The 22,317-nt window shown below is 42.9% G+C and carries 12 protein-coding genes; 3 read left to right on the top strand and 9 right to left on the bottom strand.

Annotated features, from left to right (window positions below):
• Positions 1 to 124 precede the first annotated feature (124 nt).
• From AC1DP6_RS17620 to AC1DP6_RS17645, 6 genes are all read right to left on the bottom strand, one after another.
• Entirely contained in the window at positions 125 to 3,577 is a 3,453-nt protein-coding gene (locus AC1DP6_RS17620; RefSeq protein WP_477056009.1) for a hypothetical protein, read from the bottom strand.
• A 61-nt stretch (positions 3,578 to 3,638) separates the two neighbouring features.
• Entirely contained in the window at positions 3,639 to 4,130 is a 492-nt protein-coding gene (locus AC1DP6_RS17625) for a hypothetical protein (protein WP_477056010.1), read from the bottom strand.
• 18 nt (positions 4,131 to 4,148) lie between these two features.
• Complete coding sequence (locus AC1DP6_RS17630; protein ID WP_477056011.1) at positions 4,149 to 9,860, bottom strand: PA14 domain-containing protein; 5,712 nt, start codon at positions 9,858 to 9,860, stop codon at positions 4,149 to 4,151.
• Between the two features lie 27 nt (positions 9,861 to 9,887).
• Positions 9,888 to 10,979 carry a hypothetical protein gene (locus AC1DP6_RS17635; protein ID WP_477056012.1) on the bottom strand — a complete coding sequence of 364 codons (1,092 nt, stop codon included), beginning with the start codon at positions 10,977 to 10,979 and terminating at the stop codon, positions 9,888 to 9,890.
• A 9-nt stretch (positions 10,980 to 10,988) separates the two neighbouring features.
• Positions 10,989 to 13,214: a hypothetical protein gene (locus AC1DP6_RS17640; RefSeq protein WP_477056013.1), complete on the bottom strand. Its 2,226-nt coding sequence runs from the start codon at positions 13,212 to 13,214 to the stop codon at positions 10,989 to 10,991.
• A 197-nt stretch (positions 13,215 to 13,411) separates the two neighbouring features.
• A complete protein-coding gene (locus AC1DP6_RS17645) occupies positions 13,412 to 14,755 on the bottom strand; it encodes a hypothetical protein (RefSeq protein ID WP_477056014.1) in 1,344 nt (447 codons plus the stop codon).
• 182 nt (positions 14,756 to 14,937) lie between these two features.
• Between AC1DP6_RS17645 and AC1DP6_RS17650 the strand changes: the two genes are divergently transcribed.
• Positions 14,938 to 16,470: a sulfatase family protein gene (locus tag AC1DP6_RS17650; RefSeq protein ID WP_477056015.1), complete on the top strand. Its 1,533-nt coding sequence runs from the start codon at positions 14,938 to 14,940 to the stop codon at positions 16,468 to 16,470.
• 242 nt (positions 16,471 to 16,712) lie between these two features.
• Positions 16,713 to 18,536, top strand: a complete 1,824-nt coding sequence (locus AC1DP6_RS17655) for an ABC transporter ATP-binding protein (protein ID WP_477056016.1) — start codon at positions 16,713 to 16,715, stop codon at positions 18,534 to 18,536.
• A gap of 55 nt (positions 18,537 to 18,591) precedes the next feature.
• Here AC1DP6_RS17655 and AC1DP6_RS17660 read toward each other — a convergent pair whose 3' ends face one another.
• From AC1DP6_RS17660 to AC1DP6_RS17670, 3 genes are all read right to left on the bottom strand, one after another.
• The gene (locus AC1DP6_RS17660) at positions 18,592 to 19,401 is read right to left on the bottom strand and encodes a glycosyltransferase family 2 protein (RefSeq protein WP_477056017.1); all 810 of its coding nucleotides are present in this window, start codon (positions 19,399 to 19,401) and stop codon (positions 18,592 to 18,594) included.
• Positions 19,402 to 19,803: 402 nt separating this feature from the next.
• Positions 19,804 to 21,291 carry a DNA/RNA non-specific endonuclease gene (locus AC1DP6_RS17665; protein WP_477056018.1) on the bottom strand — a complete coding sequence of 496 codons (1,488 nt, stop codon included), beginning with the start codon at positions 21,289 to 21,291 and terminating at the stop codon, positions 19,804 to 19,806.
• 52 nt (positions 21,292 to 21,343) lie between these two features.
• Positions 21,344 to 21,763, bottom strand: coding sequence for a hypothetical protein (locus tag AC1DP6_RS17670; RefSeq protein ID WP_477056019.1), 420 nt, complete (start codon positions 21,761 to 21,763; stop codon positions 21,344 to 21,346).
• A 138-nt stretch (positions 21,764 to 21,901) separates the two neighbouring features.
• Between AC1DP6_RS17670 and AC1DP6_RS17675 the strand changes: the two genes are divergently transcribed.
• Entirely contained in the window at positions 21,902 to 22,102 is a 201-nt protein-coding gene (locus AC1DP6_RS17675; RefSeq protein ID WP_477056020.1) for a hypothetical protein, read from the top strand.
• Positions 22,103 to 22,317 lie beyond the last annotated feature (215 nt).

Genomic DNA, 22,317 nt, shown 5'->3' on the forward strand with positions numbered 1-22,317 from the left:
TATTCATGAAAAGCAGTAATAGTAACAAGCAACTACACCTGGTAATCACTTTCAGCAAAATAGTCTTCATATATTTCAATAGGTTCGGGAATGCTTTTATAATGGCACTTACACGGTACAGCGGTTACTCTGCTGTTTCTTTTAACAATGCACTCCTGGTTTCTTTAATCGTTTTAATACCTCTTTCTGTTTCTTTCTTCACACGGGTAAGGGTACCATCATCATCATACTCATAGAAAGTAGCAAAGTTGTTCTCATCCAGTTCTCCCATTAACCGGAGGTTCTTAGGATCATAGACATATGATTTCATATTGGCATTATAAGGGTGTACCCGTATATCATCGAAGTAAACGGTTGTATTATTGGTAGTAGCTATTACCAGGCTGAAGGCGGTGGATCCTGCCGGCACATCTATCACTTCTTCATACCGTTGCCATCCTTCAATAATGGCGCCTTTCGGTTTCGCAGAAACCGTTACCCGCACCGGGCCTCCAACAAACAGCGTTACATTGATATTATCGTAACTGCTGCAGTGACAGTCCTGCGCCTGTTTCACCCACGCACTGAAGAGTACTTTTTTACCTGCCAGCGGTGAATAAATAGGTAATAATACATCTCTGTTTACCCGCACGCTTTGCAATTCCGGGCTGACAGAACAATTAGTGGCCCCCATCCGGAAATCCGGTGCCATCAGTATTTTGTCGGTATCTGACACGATCGATGAAAACAGGATACTATCTCCCGGCTGTACCCGCAAACTATATCTACCGGTATGGCTTTGTGTAGTATCCATATTATTAATGTACCTGGAAAAATCAAAATGGCGATCTACCGGACAGCTACCATCGTTACAACCATTGCCTCCAAACCGATAATCTTCAAATCCTTCATATCCGGCTTCCCGGTAATGGCTATTCTGTACTACGGCTACCGGTACGGCATTGCTGTAACCATATATTGCCGCATTATAACGTCCCAGTGGATCCTTGTTTTCAAGTTCAAAACTCTTCTTGTTAAAAATGGTACTTTCTGCATTCCATACCCAGGCTGGATTGCTATTCTGTGGTGTCCAGTTTTTTGTTTGTTTTTGCCAGAAAGACAAGAAATCATTAAAGGCTCCATCTTTACGAATATTAGTTTCCTCTGCAGGATCAGACGCTGCGCGCGCACCATAATAAGTATATGACTTAGCAGCACGCCAGTTACCTAACAGGCCGTGTATATATGGGTTTACACTGGTATCTGTAACCGCGCTGTAACATTTGGTGATATATGGAGCTACCCGCAGGTACACATCTCCCTCAATAGGAGCACCACAAAGATCAGAGGTAATCTTTACGTGGTAATTACCAACATGACTGGAATCTACATTATATATCACCGCAGTTTGTGTGGTATCAAACACCTGGCCTTGTGGATTGGTCCAGGTATAATTCTTGGCTGATGTAGGCAGATTTACGGCGTTAAAATATACGGTGTCGCCTACGCAAAACAATGGCTTATCAGCAGTAATCGCCTGAAAATTGGCGAAATCAAGGATCTTAATACCTCTTACTATAAAAGCTTTACACTCATCTGTTATCTGTACATCATAGTTTTTGTTTTTCATCAGCGAGTAACGGGCATTAGAAGTAAAGCTACCTGTAGTATTACTATCAAGATAAGGCCCGGTGCTTCCATGACCATCTTCCGCCAGTCTATAGGTATAAGTACCATAGCTCCCTTTACTACCATTACCGTTCATGGCGATGGCTCTGATGGTACCGGAATTATCAGGAGCGCCGGGGCAAATCCAACCCAGAGAGTACAACAGGTCAAGATGTTTTCTATTATAATAAATCGTTTTTACGCTTACCCCATTCCCTTTTGGTGGAGAATAATCGTATCCGAAATTTGTTCCGGCAATAACACCGAGTTTATAAATTCCACTTGTTCTTAATACCAGGGATGCTCCTGATTCCGGCACCCCATATCCATTTTTTAAATTGACTAAACTCAAAGGCAAAATATTACCTCCAACCTTTGCATTACCATTAGCCGTAACTACCAGACCATCGCAGGTCTCCTGCGTCGTGTAATTCCAGTTATATCTGAAAATATCATCTTCTGTAACGTGAAGGGTAAGGGAGTATTGTTTACATTTATCCGTAATAATAAATTTATAATCCCCCGCTGTAAACTTCACTGTAGGTTTACCCGTAGGGTGTTCTATGTTGAACGAATAACTCTCCGAGGTGACCGTTCCATCAAATAAAGCCTCCTCTGGACTTACAATCTGAACGCGGGTTCCTGGCGCCATATTGGTCTTGCTATTTCCGATAGAGAATGCTAGGGAGCCATCATCTCCGTTCGGGCCTTCCGGATGCTCAATCCTCAGGTAATAAGGATTGGTGGTGTCTCTGGAAGCTATTGAGGTAATCGTGTCTAATCTGTAACCATCATTTGTTACGGCTGTAAGCTGATAAACACCAAAAGGTACATTCTTAATAACTGCACTCATACCAGTGGCAGCAGTAAGGGTATCTTTCCATGATCTTTTAGAAACGGTATCCCATATGCTTACAAACACCGGGGCACAAAGATTAGGGTTATATATATTATAGGAAAGATTAACGGACGTATCACAATTAGGGACAAAACCCATACTTGGATAAGGAGTGAACATTCTGGTAACAAATTCAAAGGAAGTACCGCACGGAGAAGTAACATAGGTGGTGATGTCCTTACCATACAGGCTTTTAAAGTCAACTCCTGCAGGCAACTTAAATTTATTCCCGTTGAAATCAAAGCGATAGTCCCGCGTACGTGGCAGGTCGTTTATTTTATAGCTAAATGCAAAATTAGTGGTATCGTAGTATAAATAGTTTTCATAACCTGGCGCACTTGCATACATTGCAGGAAGCCATATTTCATCGCAAGTACCCTGTACAGCAGCAGCAGGTGCAGTAAAGAAGGCGCTACTACTAAAAGAAGCACTATAAATCTTTTTTGATTTCACTTTTCCATTACCGCATTGGTCAGCCACAGAAAAATCATAGTCACCGGCAGGCAGGTTTTTAATCTGAAATGGGCTCACATTAATTACAAACGTTCTGGGACCGGTATAAGCAGCGGGAGCATTTAATATGGTAGCTATATAAGGGGCTTTTCCGTTTGTAATAATAACCGAAAGTTTTGCATTACTGCAGGTCCCCAGGGCCGAAAGGTCAACATCTAACATATAATCCATATCCACATAATTTCCAGGCACCGTCACGTCAATGGATTTCACCACCGGATTACTACTACACAACCCGTTTACAGTCAACCGATAATTCCCCTGACGAAGATTCTGAAGAATATTAGAAGAATTCTGTGCCACATCTGTTCCCCCGGTAGTCAATGCTTCCAGCCTGTACTGTAAACTATCAAGGTTACGAACATCGGCACCTGTAAGCGTTACCGTTATTTTTCCGTTGGCAGCACAGGTAGCGCTGTCAATCTTCGCCGAAATATTCCAGTCGCTGCATTGTGCAAATGAACGAACAGCATTCATCAACAATAAAAAAATAATGCCCAATAAGTACCTGTACTTCATTGAGGGTAGTTTTAATGTATACATACCTGTAAACTCCTTTGTATTAAATCGTAATGTTGAATCAGTTCGCTGTTTCATAATAACAGGTATATATCAGCTTTACCGCCAGATTGGTTCCGCTTTCACTATAGTAGGAAGGTGGCATCTCCAGGATCAATGTTTTGCCAGCCTCCATACTGTAATTCCAAGGTAAACCAGACTTTACTGCTTCCACCGGCAATGCTTCGTTGCCTTTCCTCTTATACCATAAATGTCCGTTACCATCTGTCGTATATATGCCAGACTCAACACCGTAAGAATGTTGTATGCTGCAATCGTGCCCCTGAAACATAATCCTTAGCGGTACAAATCCACGTATTGCCCGTATTGCGTCCGTACCGGTAAGTACCTTCTCCTGTAATAACTTCCGGTCCTGCTGCGAATAAGTTTTAGTCACCACCCGGGTAATGTTCCAATTCCCCGCCAATATTCCCGCAGCAGGAATACTATCCTGCGCATATACTTTTCCTCCGAAAAACAAAATCACAACTATTAAAATATGACGTATATACATGTCAGATAGTTTTTAATCTTAATAAACGCATTCTCTTACCGACTTCATCGCATCTTCCACATGCCAGTTCTGTTTGAACTCTGTTACCGAAGCATTAATGATATTTCTGCTCTTATCAATCACCAACTCGTAGTTACTTCCTTTCTTCACCAATGGTGTTTTCATCATGGTAACAGCTCCCATGCTGGCGCTTAAATTCTTACGCCCGGAAGTAATTATTTTCAGCGTAACATCTTCTCCGGTAAATGGCTTTCCTTCTTTGGTGATGAAATAAATATCCGGATCCTTTCCATTCAACGCATTGGCATCCACCGCCCAGATTTTACTATTGCTGGGGAAAGTGGCTAACCCGGTGGTATCTCCGGTACAAGGGTCTCCAAACACCCGGTTTCTGGAATAGATCAGCATTTCATCGCCGGAAGTAAATAACTCGTTTTGCTCAGTAGTCGAAAGCCCTGATATTATCTTCCCATTTCTGATATTCAGTTTAGCAACAGTGGTTTGTATATTTTTATACGCCCCTCCCATTCCATCATATGCCCAGGCTGCCGGATAATTGAACTGATAAATGGAATCTCCAAACTCATTCTGTGTAGCAGTTAACAATACATCTCCTGTTTCATTGTCATACAACAAATTCCTGGTTACTACTTTACTTCCCTTATCTACCACTTCCACCCTGTCTAATATCCCCTGACGGGTAATTACTTTAGTGGTGGCCGCCGATTTGAATATATTCTCCTCATTCTGTGGATATCCAAAATATACAGGAATGTACACCAGGTAAGGACCAATCACAAACCCATCTGTATTAACGCTTCTATTTTTACTATGTGTGCTGAAGGTCTGTTGGCGCATATCCATCATCAACTCCACATTTTTCCCAATGATCGCTGTCGTATCAATCTCACCCTTTGCGTTGATAGTGGTAACTGTATTACTCAGATGCTTAACTTCCAACGAATCATTATCTACACGATAATAGTAGGTAGTGGAGGCAATTGCATCCTTTCCTGATTCCGGGAAAGTAGCCTTAGACCTTAACTTACCATGCATATCATTCAGCTCAATTTTAAAACCCTGGCTAATAGCCATATGATACTTGGAGTCAATCTTCAGAAAGTTGCTGAACCCTGGTTTATACCGGAATTTTGATTCATCACCTAACTCTGAACTTTCCACGATAGTTGGAAACTCATAACTGGTGTAAAAACAAGTCTCTTCACTTCCATTAGCAGACCGGGTATGTTTTGTGTTGATAGATCTGGTCGTTACCTTAGCATAGCCTACACTTGGCGATGGAAAAAATCCTTCTCCCAAAGGATTCTCTACATAACTGGTAAATACCGGCGCCAATGAACCTGCCTGCTCGGAATAAATATTAGGTGTATGAAACGGGTTCTCTTCTCCCCCCAAAATAGGCTCATAAGTAGCTACCCCACTACTGATTTCTTCTTCTTTTCCATTAATCTTCTTAGTGGTTGTGTATGTATACTCGGTACCGTATACAGACTCCTTTTTACCCGTCATCTTATTCCAGTGATCATAGATCAGTAGCTTTTTCACCCGCAATCCGCCTCCATATTTTTTATACTCCGGATCATTCAATCGGGCATAAGAACGACTGAGGTCCACTTCCTGTGCCCATCCATCTTTACGTGCATTTCTATCAAACGACACCAATTGCTTTAGTGCACCGCTGGCCATGTTTACCACCATTTGTATGGCTTCTGCCATCTCCAGTTTATCGCCGGTATTAGATCCGGGGAATGCTTTGGACGGAAGGTTTAAACGCAGGAAATGCATCGCCGCCTGAGCAAGTGGACTGTAATCACCGCCCTCATTGCCTTTCTTATTGATCGCACGCAGCTTCACATAAATAATATTAGTTCCCTCGATGAAGCCATAGTCTGATTTATCAATGAAACCATAGCAAGGCACATACTCATTTCCACTGCCGAAGTCGTCCGATGGCATTTTTACATTTAGTCTGAAAAACAGCGTATCATGTAATTCTGATAAATACCGTCTGAACACTTCTTCTTTAGAACTCACTTTCCGGGAAACATTAAATGCTACATACAGGTTATCATACTTCCAATCGAAACCACGCTCATATAAATGATTGGAAAGGTCCCCGGCGGCGTGAGGCGCTCTATCAGCAAATCCGGCGATATTCGTCATCTTTGCTGCCCGGCGGTTTTGTACATATGCATAATCATCTCCCTCATATACTACTTTCATTCTGCCTCCGGATGGTAGTTTAATGGAGTCTAATGTCCAGGCGCCTGCATTGGCAGCTGCCAGCGTACTATCCTGTAATGCGTATGGATACTCCGGATTACTCATCTGCTTTCCGTCACTGCCTGTAGGATTCTGAGAAGCAGCTTTATAGTTGCCCCAGCGATCATATGACTTGGCGCCGTATGCCGGATTAATCTTATTATAGTTAAAAACATAAGCGTTTTGCTGCGCCCTTTTGGGATTAGTTCTACTTTCATTGCCATTATAAGAGAACCATACTTTCTTAAGCGTAAGTTTCCCTGAGTCACTTTCAGGAGCATTTACTCCCGGGCACAGTTCGTAGCTATATTCAAAATGAACTGTTTTTACTGGTTTAGGGGGTGTTTTTTTATTCAGGTAATCGGCCTTTACATACAGATTAATTTCCTTTAACCGTTTTGCCTGATGCGTATTACGCAACTTATTCCCCCGCTCATCCATTGGCAAAAGATCTTCCCGGTCTTCCAGGGTAAAGGTGGCCACCATATTTTTAGATTCAATGGAATTCAGGTACCACAATTCTTTCTCACCATATACATAGCTACCCTTATCGTCATTGTTTYCTGTTTTGAGACCTTCATTATACGTAGCATTTCGGGTATAAGGTGTCCTCCACTTATAAGGATTGCCTTTACCCGCTGTTTTGGTATAATTAAACTTCACCGCATTACCGGCATCATCATCGGTAATACCATCTCCGGTTAAATCTACATAGTCAGGAGATACTACGCCAGTTAACAGAAAAGAGTGTGCATAGGCAGGTGTTTCTTCTGATATAAAATAATGATCATTGCCACTTGAATTGGTTACATCATCTTCCCTTTGATCACTGCCAGGCGTGGAATTATAAGACACCGTACCATCTTCGGCATTGCCATTCTCATGCTTCACTGAAAAGGTAACTTCTTTCTCTTTCAGATTGTATACCGGTAACCCATATACGTATTTCCTGCCATCATTATTTAAAACATCAATTTCGGAAAGATGATGAGGTTTACGGATACTATCTACCCTCTCTTCTTTGGTGAGCTTTCCAGGCAGAATGGTATAGGAGAAAATCTTACCCGGCTGATAAATGTCATTAGGAATAATGGAGGTATTACCGTAATACACATCCAGTATCATCACCGCATCACGGGAATCATTAAAATACTCCACTACAATATCATAGGTATTATCTTTCTCCAGGTTCACATTGAAACCATCTTCACGGGTGCCTCTTATATCATTCTTCCAATTTGCTTCGGAAGTGAATTGCCTTCCATTAATAGTTATCCGGACGCCATCATCTACTTTAAAATTAAACCGATATTGTCCGGTGGCAGGCGCTTTTAACTTACCTGTCCAGCGGCTGGACATATTTTCATGATTACTTAAACCAGTTCCATTAGTTAAAGCGTTAGGATCATCTTCCGCCTGGGGATGATAGATAGAAGAAGCGATCATCGTAATTCTTTTATCAGTTCCTATGTCCTGCAAATACATATTCTGAAAGTTCTCCCTGATATACCCATGCTTTTCCTCAAGCGATCCCGGATAAGTAGTAATACAATTATTAAACACGTACTGATTCTCTCCATAGTTCTCAATCAGCTTTGTAAACCCCGCCATGCTGGCTTCCTGAGCAGTGAGATAGGAAATCACCTGCGTTCTTTTACTTCTTTCCTGGTTGGCAGCATTAATATTATTAAAAGGGAGTTTACCGACAAGCCTGCCACCTTTGTATCTCCACACCGTATCTGTTGTAGATATATTAGATGTATTATTACCAGTCATTTGAGGAAACACCACGTCATCCCCTCCCAGCATTTCATAATAAGCTTTAGGAACTGTGGTCATTTCACCGGGATTCCTGAAATAAACCGCTTCATACTGTTTCTTTGACGCAGTAAAGGTAATATCTTTCCCGAGTGGATTATTCTCACTCCAGGGACCATTAACAGTAGTAGAATGTGTTTCTGTTAAATCTACACCTGCATGCCATGCGTTACCCAGGCCAACTTCTCCCCCAAGGCTGCCGGAGTTATCCCGCGTAGCCATAAAATGATCGTATACATAGCCAATATCACTGCGGAATGCCCGAAACATTCCCCCTGTTCCTTCTCCTGTAATAGAAAAAACATCATTCGTATACGAGGGTATAGCAATATTCTTAATGCCCTCTTTAATAGGCATCTCCCGCTCCCGGTTATAGTCTAATAATGCCCTGTCATTTCCCGCCCCATTATAGTAATAGAGGTAGCCAAACGCAGGTAAAGTCATTACCCGATCTGCCGGCGCAATATATTGCCGCGACTGATATCCGGAGGCAAACCCCTGTGGATGAAGTCCATTCAGCTCACCCCCTAAAGCAAACTTAGCAGTATACATTTCACTGGTATAAGGAATACTCATTGCAGGAATGGAACTGGGATAAGCATAGGAAATACTGGAAGAAAAAACATTTACATGTGTAGATCTGGTAAAGACCGCTGTCTTTGCTACTCCATTTACAGTTGTTGTTTTTTCAAAATTTCTATATTTACTGACCCCTGCAGAATATTGCAACGCCTTCAAACCACTACGGGTATTAAAAGTAAGTGAAGAACTTATTTGCCCACCATAAGCATTTCTTTCCAACGACGTCTTTTGTTGCAAAGCCACATCCAAACTAGGGCTGATAGACAGCCCTTCCTGTTGCGTGCCCATGCTAAATCCCAATCCCATCCCGGCTGTCAATCCCCCCGCATTTTTATTACTCACGCTGATACTTGGATTAACACTGGCTTCCATTCCCCAACCCCTATAAGTATTTTTAAAGATGCCCATCGATGCGCTAAGATTGATGGAAGCGGAATCAAACATTTTCCCCAACGCTCCTTTCAGATCAAAACCAAAAAGTTCAAAACTTATTCCTCCTGTTCCACCAGAAGTTTTATTCTCCTTAATGTTCAGCCTTTTTGTGATAGAGTCCGATCCATTAAAGTCATCCGGTAATCCCCTTACATTCCTGGTAATCGTACCCGGGTTAATATTCCATCCCAACCCCGTCCAGCTGGCCTCCTGATCCATCGTAATACCACTGCTGTATCCTAACGACAACGGATATCCATCTACGTCCAGCAACGGAATATTATAAGAGAAATTACCCGTAAACAGATCCACCATATTGTCACTGTTCACAGAGTGAAATGCCTCCATTTCTGGTTGCGTTGGTCCACCCATGCCTTTATCTGCCACTACCGGTGAGGGAACTTTCACGGGAACCGCCGGCTGTATACCAACCGGAGTCACAACCGTTATCGGCGGCACCACAGCATGCTTCAGCACCGGAGCCAATCCTCCTGCCCTATAAACAGTCCTCCCTCTTCCCAACGCATACGCGGGAACCACTGCTTCCAAATAAATTAACGCCAACATCACACACGCAATCGTCTTCTTCCCCTTTGCTGCAAAAGCCAGTATCATTTCAACGTAATTTTATAGGTATTACTATTAATCTTCTTTCGTATAAATAAATTTCATCTGCCAGTATTCCTGTCTGGAATTCTGTAAGCGAAACAGGTATACCTGCCCGGAATGCAATCCCCGCCGCTTTTCCAATGGGACATCCAGGTGATTACTCCCTCTTTTGATAGCTAACGTACCCGCATATACGACTTTATTGCTGTTATCCAGTGATATCAATTCGTAAGCAGCGGTGCTATCTGCTGTTTCATTATTATAGCTTAGCTGTAGCACACGGTCGCCATGCATCACAGATCCATCCAGCTCTTTACGCAATTGCACATAAGCATTGTTGAGCATTCCCCCATTATTATTACTCCCCTTCACCCGGAACGTCCACACTTCTGTTTGTGCCGCGAACAAATTCTCATTCTTCGCAATCACCGACCACGCATAGGTATTGGCGCTATCCAACTGTACACCACCCGATGGATAGTTCATGAAAATGTTCTTCAGCCGCGGAGCTCTCAGCACAGGAATATTCTGTTGTATTGCCTCTTCGGGAGATTGACCACCATGTACTTCGGTCAGGATCATCTCGTAATTCAGGTCACTGAACATATTGAGTGGCGCCGGTGGCAGCCAGGTAAACTGAGGTAGGAAGGTGAGCAGCTCACTCTGGTTAGCAGGACTGTTCAGCAGCGGCGGACTAACCGGCTCAATAGTAAATGGAATACAATCTTCTCCGGGCTGATTACCGGTCTTATCTCCTACCACTACCAGGCTGTAACAAGCCAGGTAATTGCCTGCTGCCAGGAAACCATTCACGCTGCGGTCTATCACCGGGGAAAGATATTCATACTGTATCGGCATCAAATCGCCAGCCTGCAATTGCCGGGCTCCTTTGTTGACGGAAATGTTTCGGGTAATACCTGTCAGCACCGGCTGGTTGGTGCGCGCATCCATTAAACGCATCGTCACCTGTACGCTTACCGTATTACTGGAGGCCGACACCAACACAATATTCCACAGCTGCGCCTTTAACAATACACCCGCAGGAGGCAATTGTACCGTCATACTAACTTGTGCGCCTGCACGAAGACAGCACAACATCATTAGCAGGAATAGGGATCTTTTCATATTAAAAACTTAAAATATTCTGGTATAGGTTAATCTCCCGGTTTTATTGGGGACCAACTGCTTATTTACTCCGGGCACAAATCCTTTATCTCCCATCACGGTTACTTCTCCTACTTTAGGTATGTTCACCCTCGCATTGGCGGAATAACCAATTTGGCGTAATTCAAATACTGTCTGGTAATTGTACTTCAAACCACCTCCCAGTTCCAACCATTTCAACGCTTTATATTGTACATTCCCATCTGCCCCATACACGGCATAATCCGTAGTGGTAGCAGAGGATACGCCTCCATTCAGCGTGAATTTCCCCAGGAAAACAGTCTGATTCAACAATAGGTTGGTACTATTGAAATACACAAAGTTGCTGTCCGTCTGATGATTATAAAACCGGGTACCGGAGAAAATAGTATTCATACTAATCCCCCTGTACTGATAGAAATAACTACCGGTAGCCACCAGTGTGTAATACAGATTTTCCATATAACGATCTTCACTCAGTTTCATCAACTGTGAAGAAGGGAAATAACCAATAGACAATACCGGCCATCTCTTACGACGGAAAGTAGCCTGTATACTCTTAAAAACAGTATTGCTCCGGTAACTGGAATTTTCAAAAACACTGGTATACACATTCTGCCTCACAGCACCTGTAAGCGTGAGCTGCTGCTTAAAAAAAGGCTGTGTTACCTGCACCATCCAGGCATCCTGTGCGGAACCGGTGGCATACAAACTAAAGGATTGGAAGTTGGCCCCCATCCTTTTGTACATGCCATTAATGCGTGTAGCCGTAGACGGTATAAATGAAAAAGTGCTGATGGCATATGCCTCATTACTATGATCATTAAATCCTACCATGCTGCTGCCCAATCCCTGTTCATGCGCACTCCTGGCATAGTAAGGCAAAGAGGACTTTGCCAGCTCCCCTACCACGTAGTTATTTTTATTCAACTGATACCGGCCCTCGAGCGACAAGCCCATAATCTTATAATCCGGTGTAGCTGTGTTACCCCCCGCAGGAGGCGTTGTATTAAAGTTGTATACCTGTTTCTGACCGAAATAATAGGAAAGGATGACGTGGTTTCCTTCTTTCAAACCTTTACCCACCCGCACCATATTCAGGTATTGACGGGTTCTGTTTTCATTGACAATGAAATCACGGAAACGATAATCCACCGCACCCGTAGCAAAAGCCAGGTACCAGGATGGATTCAATTCCGCCTGTACCCCCATGATGCTGATGTTCTTTGCGGTAAGCTCTGAGTAGTCCACCATAGTGCGGCCAAGACCAACAGACCTGATGGCTAACATGGTTTTATAACCTTTAGGTAAAATGGAATCCGGTAAGTTCAGCGATTCCAGTCTATCTGACAGCTCTTTATTATTACGGCTATACTGCAAAGCATCCATCAAAGATCCTTTGCGCGCGCTATATGCTTTTTCTTTTTTCTGATACAACTGTTCGTTAGCAGCAAAGGCATGTTGAAGAGAGTCGAGTAAGGCTTTCTTTTCGTCATATTCTTTTCTGAAACGTATAGCAAGACTGTCTTTCAGCGCAAGCTTTTCACTTAGTACATCTACCGGAAGATCCAATGACGGACGCTTTCCCAGTTTTGACAATTGTGCCAGAGAATCGTTAAGCCGTAACTGATACTCCCGCTCTTTCGCCTCCACTATTCTTTGTATCTGTGCAGGTGAATTAAACCAGGCTTTAAGTTTATTAATATCATTCCAGTCGTAGTCCAGCTTTTGCTTCAACTGATCTAGTGCTATTTTTTGCTTTAGCTTACCGGCATCCCAACCCCTTGCTTTGGCCATCAGCATATTTTTAAAATCCTGGTTGGTATACTGAAAATTAATGCCGGTAATATTCCGGAAAAGACGTGAATTTCCTTTACTGGTGCTAAAAGCCAGATGAAGCGGATACTGATCTTTTACAGTGATGTCCAGTACAGTTTGTAATGTATGCTGATAAATATCCCGTTCAAGATAAGGAGTGTCCGCATTGGATTGATAATACCCGTCATAGGTTACATTCCCATGCACTACCAATAGCGGTTTTCGTGTATCCACCACCGGTACACTCTCCACATGTTTTCGTCTGATAACCTGGTAATGGGTATCTCCGGGTGGAGATGCATACAACACCACCAACACGGGTAATTTCATCTTGCAACCCGTATGTGTATAGTAATAGCTGGTATCTGACGCTCTRCCATTGTTTCCAGGTAGATGCATCTGTGCGTCGCTATTATAGGAGAGAAAAAGAGACACGATCACTAATATCAGGGAAATACTTCTCAAACTACGACTGACTAAAAACACTAAAGGTTAACATATAGGCACAGGTACTCACGGGATAATTTATTTCTATCAGCAAATGTATAACTAAAAACAACATATTAAAATAAGCGGGCACTTTTTATAAAACAAGATTAATTAATGACGTACCACGCTGTGCCACTGCTTTGTAGCTGTACACTCTTGTTATAAGTATTAAAGATAAAATTGGGACCATTCTCAATCAGATCACCACTCTGAGGTTGAATAGTAATATTCACTGTATTATTGGAAACCTTCTTGACGTTATATACTCTCCCCTTATTACTAGCTGCAGCTGGTAACGTCACAACTACCGCAGCGCTGTTATTAATAATCGTTGTAAAATCATTCGGCCCGAGGCTAATGTTTCCTTGTATCACGCTAATTGGCATAATACCTGTTCCGGGAGATTTCAATCTTACAATCCCATTGGCATCAGTGGTAAGTATACTATCTCCGGCGGCATTATTCTTCACGTTGCCAATCCGAACAGCCCCGTTAACATCCAGCAATGCAACAGGCGCATTTGTACCAATTCCCACACTACCGTTGGCGGCTATACGCATTCGCTCTGCATAAGTCATATCACCACTTCTCTGCCCTATAACAAAGTTACCTTGATAAGTACTACCACCTGCTGTTACAATTCCCATGTACACCGATTGATAAAGTCCTGCTTTATTAATACCCTGAAACCCAATCCCTGAGTAAATACTATCTGCTTTACCCATATTATACAATCCCAGCATTGTACCTAGCGGATAGCTGTACGCGATAGACTTAGTGTCATATATTGCCGTAATCGAATCCGAAACACTGAGTCTGAATCCTGGCTGCGGTGTATTAACTCCCATATAACCATTTGTCCTGATCCCTTCGTTAAATGTCACTATACCATTAGCCCGCTCAACAGTCATCACATTGCTCACAAACGTTCCGGAATCACTATACCTCGCCAACCGAAAATCTGATCCCTGATTACCAGTGCCCGACTCCGTATTATAAAGGAATGTAGCCCATCGGGAAGTATTTCCACCCGGCTTCAGCATGACGGTATGTGGTGAGTTAATAGGATTATTTGTCATGAAAGCACCTGCTCTTCCGGTACCTGATATCCAAAAACTGGCTAATGGTTGTGACACTGTTGCTTGTTGCCAGATGTACAAAGGATCAGCGATCGTTTTGATCAACGGAGATAATGAAAGCGTATCCTGTCCATCTATTGCTAACGCATTTCCATTTACCTGCTTAAGCCGCAACCGTTGGAATTCTGTACGCCCCCTCCCTTTATTAAAGAGAAATCCCGGAATCTTCTGTGTACGATTTTCGAGAATCAATTCTGCAGTATCACAGGTATTATAGATCCTGACACTATCTGCTTTGATCTGGTAAATATTCTGGGCAAAACTAAAACTGACAGAAAAAATCAGCATTAAAACGGAGAAAAAAAACTTCATAAGAATAGGATACTAAATATAAAATGGCATACACGACTGATCAACAAACTTGCCGCAGGGCAAAGTTATATTTTAATCTGTTGATTCAATTGCCGGCCAAGATAGTGCATACTTTAAATCCAAAGACAACAAAATGATACTAGATTATTATATCTTGTTTACCGGAAGATAAAAACATGAACATGAAAAGTTTTGCCACAAACTATCTGAAGAAAACCTGGATCCTGTTGCTGCTGTTCGCAGTCAACAGTTACGGCCAACAACGTCCCAACATTATTTTCATATTCTCTGACGACCACGCCTACCAGGCTATCAGTGCCTATGGCAGCAAACTGATCCAAACTCCCAATATTGACCGTATCGCCAGACAAGGCGCTATTTTTAAAAACGCGCTCGTCACCAACTCTATCTGTGGACCTAGCAGGGCCACCCTGCTTACCGGCAAGTACAGTCACATCAATGGCTATACGCTGAATGAAAAGAAGTTTGATGTGGAACAACAACTGTTTCCCGCGCTGCTGCAGCAAAACGGCTACCAGACCGCCTGGATAGGTAAATGGCACCTGGGCAACCTGCCTAAAGGATTTGATTACTGGCGCATCCTCAACAGTCAGGGACAGTATTACAACCCGGATATCATTGGCCCCGGAGATACTACCCGCATAGAAGGATATGTGACCAATATTATTACCAACTTATCGCTCAACTGGCTCAACAACCGGGATACTACTAAACCATTTTTCCTGGTAGTAGGCGAAAAAGCTACTCACCGCGAATGGCTGCCGGATATCCAGGACCTGGGTACATATGATGATAAAACATTCCCGCTCCCACCGACTTTTAAAGACGATTACAAAAACCGGCTGGCCGCTCAAAACCAGGACATGACCATCGATAAAACCATGCGCCTGAAAGAAGACCTGAAGGTACATGCCGATTACGAAAAAGGCATCTATGGACGCTTCACACCGGAACAAAAGAAAGCATACATCGATTACTACGAAAACAAAATCAGTAAAGAATTTGATGCCAAACATCTTTCCGGCGATGCCCTCGTGGAATGGAAATATCAACGCTACCTGAAAGACTACCTGGCCACCGCAAAATCGCTCGACCGCAACATCGGACAACTGCTGGACTATCTCGATAAATCCGGCCTGTCAAAGAATACAGTGGTGGTATATGCTTCGGATCAGGGATTTTATATGGGCGAACACGGCTGGTTTGACAAACGCTTTATTTACGAAGAGTCATTGCGTACTCCTTTTATCATAAAATATCCCGGTGTTATAAAACCCGGCACCTCCATCAATCAGCTGATGTTGAATATCGACTGGGCACCCACCTTCCTTAACATGGCCGGTGTAAAAGTACCTGCCGACATACAAGGCACTTCCTTTCTACCCCTGCTGAAAGAAAATCCTAAAAATGTATCCTGGAGAAAAGAAGCATACTATCACTATTACGAATTCCCACAGCCGCATCATGTATATCCTCATTTCGGCATTCGCACGGAACAATATACCCTGGTGCGCTTCTATGGTGAGTCAGACAGCTGGGAATTGTACGACCTGCAAAAAGACCCGCATGAAGTAAACAATCTCTATGGACAAAAAAGCTACGAAAAGCTTACAGCGACCCTGAAAGACAAACTGAAAAAGCTGATGATACAGTATAAAGACACCGATGCGCTCAAAATACTGGAGACAAAATAACCGCCCGCTATAACAGAATATTTATGATGTACAAAGCCAAAACTTTTGACAATTAAGCCAAAAGGGCTATTTTTGACTCCTGATTGCAGTATTTACTGGTGATCTGCTGGCTTGAAAGTGCGACTGAAAATATTTCTTTAAGTTATTGATAAATAGGAAATTAAAACTTAAGGAACCGCATCAGCAACGGTGCGGTTTTTTTTATGCACCGTCATTAATCATTATACGATTATTATTTAAACATGAAGACATACTTCCGACTTTTATCATTTGCTAAACCTATTAACAGATTTGCGATCCCCTATATCATCTGCACATTATTATCTGTGGCATTCAGCACGCTGAACCTTGCGCTGCTGGCCCCTTTGCTCGATACATTGTTTACTAAAAACCCGGCCAAAGCAGTTACTCCGATGCCGGATAATTACTTCAAAATTTTCGATGTATTCAAACATTACACCACCAGCATCTCCGTTCAATACGGCCAGTTAGAGAGCTTGAAATTTATATGTATAGGCATTGCCTGTTCTGTATTAATCGGCAACCTGTTCCGCTATTTCGCAGACCGCACCATGGAAAGTTTGCGGATCCAGACCTTGCTGAACCTACGCAGAAGTGTATTTAATAATGTCATGGACCTGCACCTGGGCTACTTCAGCAATGAAAGAAAGGGAGATATCATCTCCAAGATCGCCTCAGATGTACAGGTAGTACAATATACCGTTACCGGCACGCTGCAGGTATTATTTAAAGAACCTGCCACCCTGATCTCTTTCCTGGTCATGCTGTTTCTCATTTCTTATAAGTTAACGCTGATTTCTATGCTGGTCATCCCGGTGGCTGGTCTTATAATAGGCAGAATTGTAAGAAGACTGAAAGCACAGGCTACCGCCTCCCATGAAACCTATGGCGTGATGATCAGTTACCTCGATGAGGCACTGAATGGTATCCGTATCGTGAAAGCCTTTAACGCGGTAAATTTTATCACTAACCGCTTCGACAAACAAAACCGCCGCTATTCAAAGATTGCCCGTTCCATGGCTAAAAGACAACAGCTGGCTTCTCCTGTTTCTGAAACATTAGGGGTACTTATGGTAGCGTGTATTGTGTTTTATGGAGGCTCTCTTATTATTAGTAATCAGGGAGAGATGGATGGATCTACCTTTGTGGTATATATCGCGCTCTTTTCCCAGATCATGCGTCCTGCCAAAGCTATTTCAGGTGCTTTTGGCAATATTCACTCCGGCATTGCTGCAGGTGAAAGGGTGCTGAGCCTGATAGATGAAAAACCGATTGTATTCAATGCTCCGAATGCTACTACGCTTACCGCTTTTGAAGAAAACATCCGGTTTGACAATGTATCATTTGCTTATGGCGATAAAACCATTCTGAAAAATATTAACCTCACTATCCCCAAAGGTTCGTCAGTCGCTTTAGTAGGCCCTTCCGGTGGCGGTAAGTCCACATTAATGGATTTAATCCCCCGCTTTATGGACCCACAGGGAGGTGGTGTGCTGATAGATGGCAAAAATCTGAAGACAGTCACCATGGAATCTCTCCGGGCCCTGATGGGGGTGGTGAACCAGGAATCCATTCTCTTTAATGATACCATCTTCAATAATATAGCCTTCGCCAAGCCATCTGCAACTGCTGCTGAAGTGGAAGCGGCAGCCAGGATAGCCAATGCACACGAATTTATTATCAATACGGAAAACGGATACGAAACAAATATCGGTGATAAGGGCTCCAAACTTTCCGGTGGACAAAGGCAGCGTATCTGTATTGCCCGGGCAGTACTCTCTAATCCGCCACTGATGTTGCTGGATGAAGCTACATCTGCCCTGGATACGGAATCCGAAAAAATGGTGCAGGATGCCCTCAACAACCTGATGAAGAACCGTACCTCGCTGGTCATTGCCCATCGCCTCAGCACCATTCAAAATGCAGATCTTATTATAGTGCTGGATAACGGGCAAATTGCCGAACAAGGCACCCACCAGGAACTACTCAATAATAACGGTATTTATAAACGCCTGATAGAAATGCAGACGTTTAGTACTAACTAACAAAAAAGGCCACCTAATGGTGGCCTTTTTTTATGTATAATTAGTTTTGAAATAATCAGTCTGTTGTAAGTTGGTGACGATAGCCATTGGAACAATAAGCTATTCCCTGATTTAGGGTGTCCAGGTATACCCTGTAGTTAATATTCTCGTGTACACGGGAATTGAATGGGTGATGCAGGTGGTAACATACTGCCTTCAGCTTCACCTTTTTCTGGTAAAGCCCGGAATTGATAAAACGTGCTGCCAGCTCAATATCTTCATGTCCCCAACCCTTCAGTTCGTTATTATATCCATTCACCTTCAGGAAATCTTCTCTCCAGAAAGCACAATTACAGCCTATCCAATTCCTGGAACGCTTCGTCTTTTTAATGACTAAAGGTGCCAAAAATGGAATACGAAGTGAATTAATCCTGTTTCTTACCCCTCTACCAAAAGTAGAAACCGGTCCGAAATTGCCGGTAAGAAGACRTTTTTTAGTGATCTCCTCTGGTAACAATACCCTGCTGCCACGAATATAATAACCTCTCTCAGCTTCACTGATGTGGTCTTTGATAAAAAGCTCATGCATCACAATATCTCCGTCAATCTGGATGATATAGTCTGAAGACGTTCCTGTAATGGCTTGATTGATGATAATTGTTTTTCGAAACCCCTCATCCGGATGCCAGAAATGCTTAACCGGAATAGACGTTTTTTGTCTGAAAGCATCCACCACAGCTCTGGTACTCTCTCCGGAGCCATCATCTGCGATGATAACCTCATCAGGGAGCACGGTCTGAACCAGCACACTTTCCAGTACCAGCTTTAACGCTTCAGGCCAGTTGTACGTTGTAACAAGTAAGGTTACCGACACTCTTTCCCCCATATTAATTATATATAAAATTAATGTTTAAAAAGCTCATGTTGCTATCCTTCCATTGTATAACGCTCTCTTATAGCAATTTATTACGCAGTTTGCCTTTCTATCGTGTGCACGGTTGTATTCCGCTATATCTTCATATAATCAAGAAAGTGTAGGTCCCATCTTGCTATAAATTGGTAGTTATACTTTAAGTTAGCTCTATGATAATAAAAACGTTTCTAGGATATAATAAGTTACACGTTGCTACCGTACTTTCTATAAAATTGTGCCAAATTGGGCATTCTGAAAATTATCATGACTTTTTATGGTTAAAAAAAGGTTTAATCAATAAAAACATAATAATTTTATGCAATTTATAATATAATTACGATAACCACATAATATTTTTTTTAACGATACAATCACTTATTCACCTGTATCTACCTTCTTCATCAGCTCCTGCCTTACTGCTGCCGGCACTTTGTCTAATAATTTATAACGGGTAACCTTTTCTATTTCTTCTATTGACGTAAGGTAGGCCGACCAGTTTGTATTAACATCATTTTTGTTCGGTGTGTTCACTGCAATGATGCGCGTACTTTTACTAATACGTTTCAGGTCATTGTTTCCCTCTGGCAAAACCACCATAATTTTCCAGATATGATCTGGCACATTCACATTGCTGCGGTCTATGTTTTTTGCGGGTCCTTTGCTGCCTACGCCACCACAGCCGTAACTTCCCATGATCACATACACTTCATTACCATCCATCACCAGCTCCCGGGTGTAATCTTCCAGGTTTTTCCACAAATGCTGATTATGATTAGGCGCCTGCGGAATCATATTGGTCATCAGAAAAGTAGCCTCATTAGCAGCCCTGCTGGCAGTGCGGTCTCCGGAAGGACAGTTATGCCCCCTGTCAAAACCACTTCCGATATAGCTGGTTTGTGATACCTGGTACCAATCGCCCGGCAGGTCCGCATCCGGCCTGAAATCATTGGCCCGCGACATTTTCCCAAGATCCCGACGCGAAACATGCCAGCACACCCAGTTAGGTGTTCCCTTATCGCGGTTGTAGGATAATTTATAATACCCCTTGTCCATGAGATAATTATTCGCCATCACCAATGATGCAGCCGCAGCACTGGGGTTGCCCAGCAACATATTATCATCTTCTCCATCCGAAGGCTGCTCCGTTGGTGTGCTCGGCTCCAGCTTACCACCAGCGGTCACCCGGAATACATCAAAATTGATCCTGCTGTTGCCTTTGTCCGTTTTACGGATATCGAAACGGATAGTTCCTGTTGCCGATGTTGTAAAAGTAGCCGTGCGCAACGTGGTCGTGCTGACACTAACCCCTTCCCCTACACGAAAATAACGCTGGCCACGGTTTACCGATGCCCATAACTCCCATTCCCCTTTTTCATCTGCTCCATACAACGCATATTTCAGGGTAACCGTTACCGTACCTTTTGTTTCAATATCGAAATTCATACCGGCCATACCCCTGTTCCGGATACGCAACGCCTGTGCACCCGCTTTATGATCTTCTTCCAAAGTACCTACTACGGCATCCTTAAATTTCCAGGTACCACTGGATAAATCCACGTCACTATTATTATAATTTGTTTTGGAACCGGATTCAAAATCCTCCGCCAGCAACGGAGTGGCTGCACGCGGTTTATTATTTTTTTTGTGAGATGTTTTCCGGGTAACATGCTTCCCTTTATCAGCCTTATCACCGGCAATCTTCCGGGAACAGGTAGTCACTGCAAATGCTGCAATGAGCAGTGTAACGATAACGGCTAAACTATTGAATCCTTGATCCTTCTTTTTCTTCTTTGGCATAGAATGTAACGAACGGTCGCGAAGATAATGGAAAAAGAAGAAAGCGGATTTTTTCTTACGCCACATGATAATGCATAAGAAAAAATCCGCCAGGATTATTCGTTACAATAACGGCCCGCTAGTAAAACAACTGCGACAATACGTTAGCAGCATCATTCGTCTTAGGCTTCAAACCCAAAAGCTTGGTATACTGACTCAGCGTTAATAAGGTTTTCAACTTTGAAAATATCCCCTTTTGCAACCCACCGAATTTTGACGTATAGGCACTGGGGTTAGATTGCTGTAAAGGCAGAATAGCTGCCTTCTTTTTCAGAAAACCCGTCAGCAGATGCTGTACCTTGGGCTGCTGTACACTGGTCAATGCCAATGCAGGAGTAAGCTTACCCAAAATACTGCTGGCTATACCGCCAACATCAAAGGATGAACCCTGTACACTACCCGCTGTCTTTTTAGCCTGATCAAGTATGCTCTGCGCCTGTGTGGTGGCTACGCCCAAAAAACAAACACATGAAATGGCAAGAACGATTCGCTTCATCATTAAAGGGGAATTTAATTGTGGTTAATGGATTATTGACGCTCTTCTAAATATAACCAATTACTGCCAGAAGTCCATTGGCCGGATCTAACAAAGAATTGACCCAAACACACATATCGGCCGCTAAACGGCAACGTATTTTTGTGGCCGCAAGTCACAACTGCGATTTTCACGCACCAGGACAACGAAATGATGACAAATAATTGCGCACATGCCAGCTATCGTGATGAACTGAACGATTATTTTTCCAACGCCTGTAAAATGGGTGGTCAAATACCACCTCTTTTACAGGAGGCCCTTAGCTGGCATGCCCGCTTTAAGGAAAACGGAACCCATGCTTAGAACCAATTCCTGTGTAGTTTGATAGTGTGATAAGTGTGATGATAAGAGGCCGGTACTTTTAGGAGAACCGGCTTTCTTTTTTATAACTTACAGCGGATCAGGTTTTCAACCTGGGGAATATCTTTTTTCAATATGCTCTAAATGCCCATACATTCCCATTTGCCATTCCCAAATCCCCACTACACCAGCTTTGAATATTATACAATACTCCATAC

The organism is Chitinophaga sp. 01L420 (assembly GCF_056399985.1).

Coding starts and splice junctions, on each gene's coding strand:
- AC1DP6_RS17620 (WP_477056009.1), bottom strand. CDS start 3,577: ATGAAGTACAGGTACTTATTGGGCATTATTTTTTTATTGTTGATGAAT.
- AC1DP6_RS17625 (WP_477056010.1), bottom strand. CDS start 4,130: ATGTATATACGTCATATTTTAATAGTTGTGATTTTGTTTTTCGGAGGA.
- AC1DP6_RS17635 (WP_477056012.1), bottom strand. CDS start 10,979: ATGAAAAGATCCCTATTCCTGCTAATGATGTTGTGCTGTCTTCGTGCA.
- AC1DP6_RS17645 (WP_477056014.1), bottom strand. CDS start 14,755: ATGAAGTTTTTTTTCTCCGTTTTAATGCTGATTTTTTCTGTCAGTTTT.
- AC1DP6_RS17650 (WP_477056015.1), top strand. CDS start 14,938: ATGAAAAGTTTTGCCACAAACTATCTGAAGAAAACCTGGATCCTGTTG.
- AC1DP6_RS17655 (WP_477056016.1), top strand. CDS start 16,713: ATGAAGACATACTTCCGACTTTTATCATTTGCTAAACCTATTAACAGA.
- AC1DP6_RS17665 (WP_477056018.1), bottom strand. CDS start 21,291: ATGTGGCGTAAGAAAAAATCCGCTTTCTTCTTTTTCCATTATCTTCGC.
- AC1DP6_RS17670 (WP_477056019.1), bottom strand. CDS start 21,763: ATGATGAAGCGAATCGTTCTTGCCATTTCATGTGTTTGTTTTTTGGGC.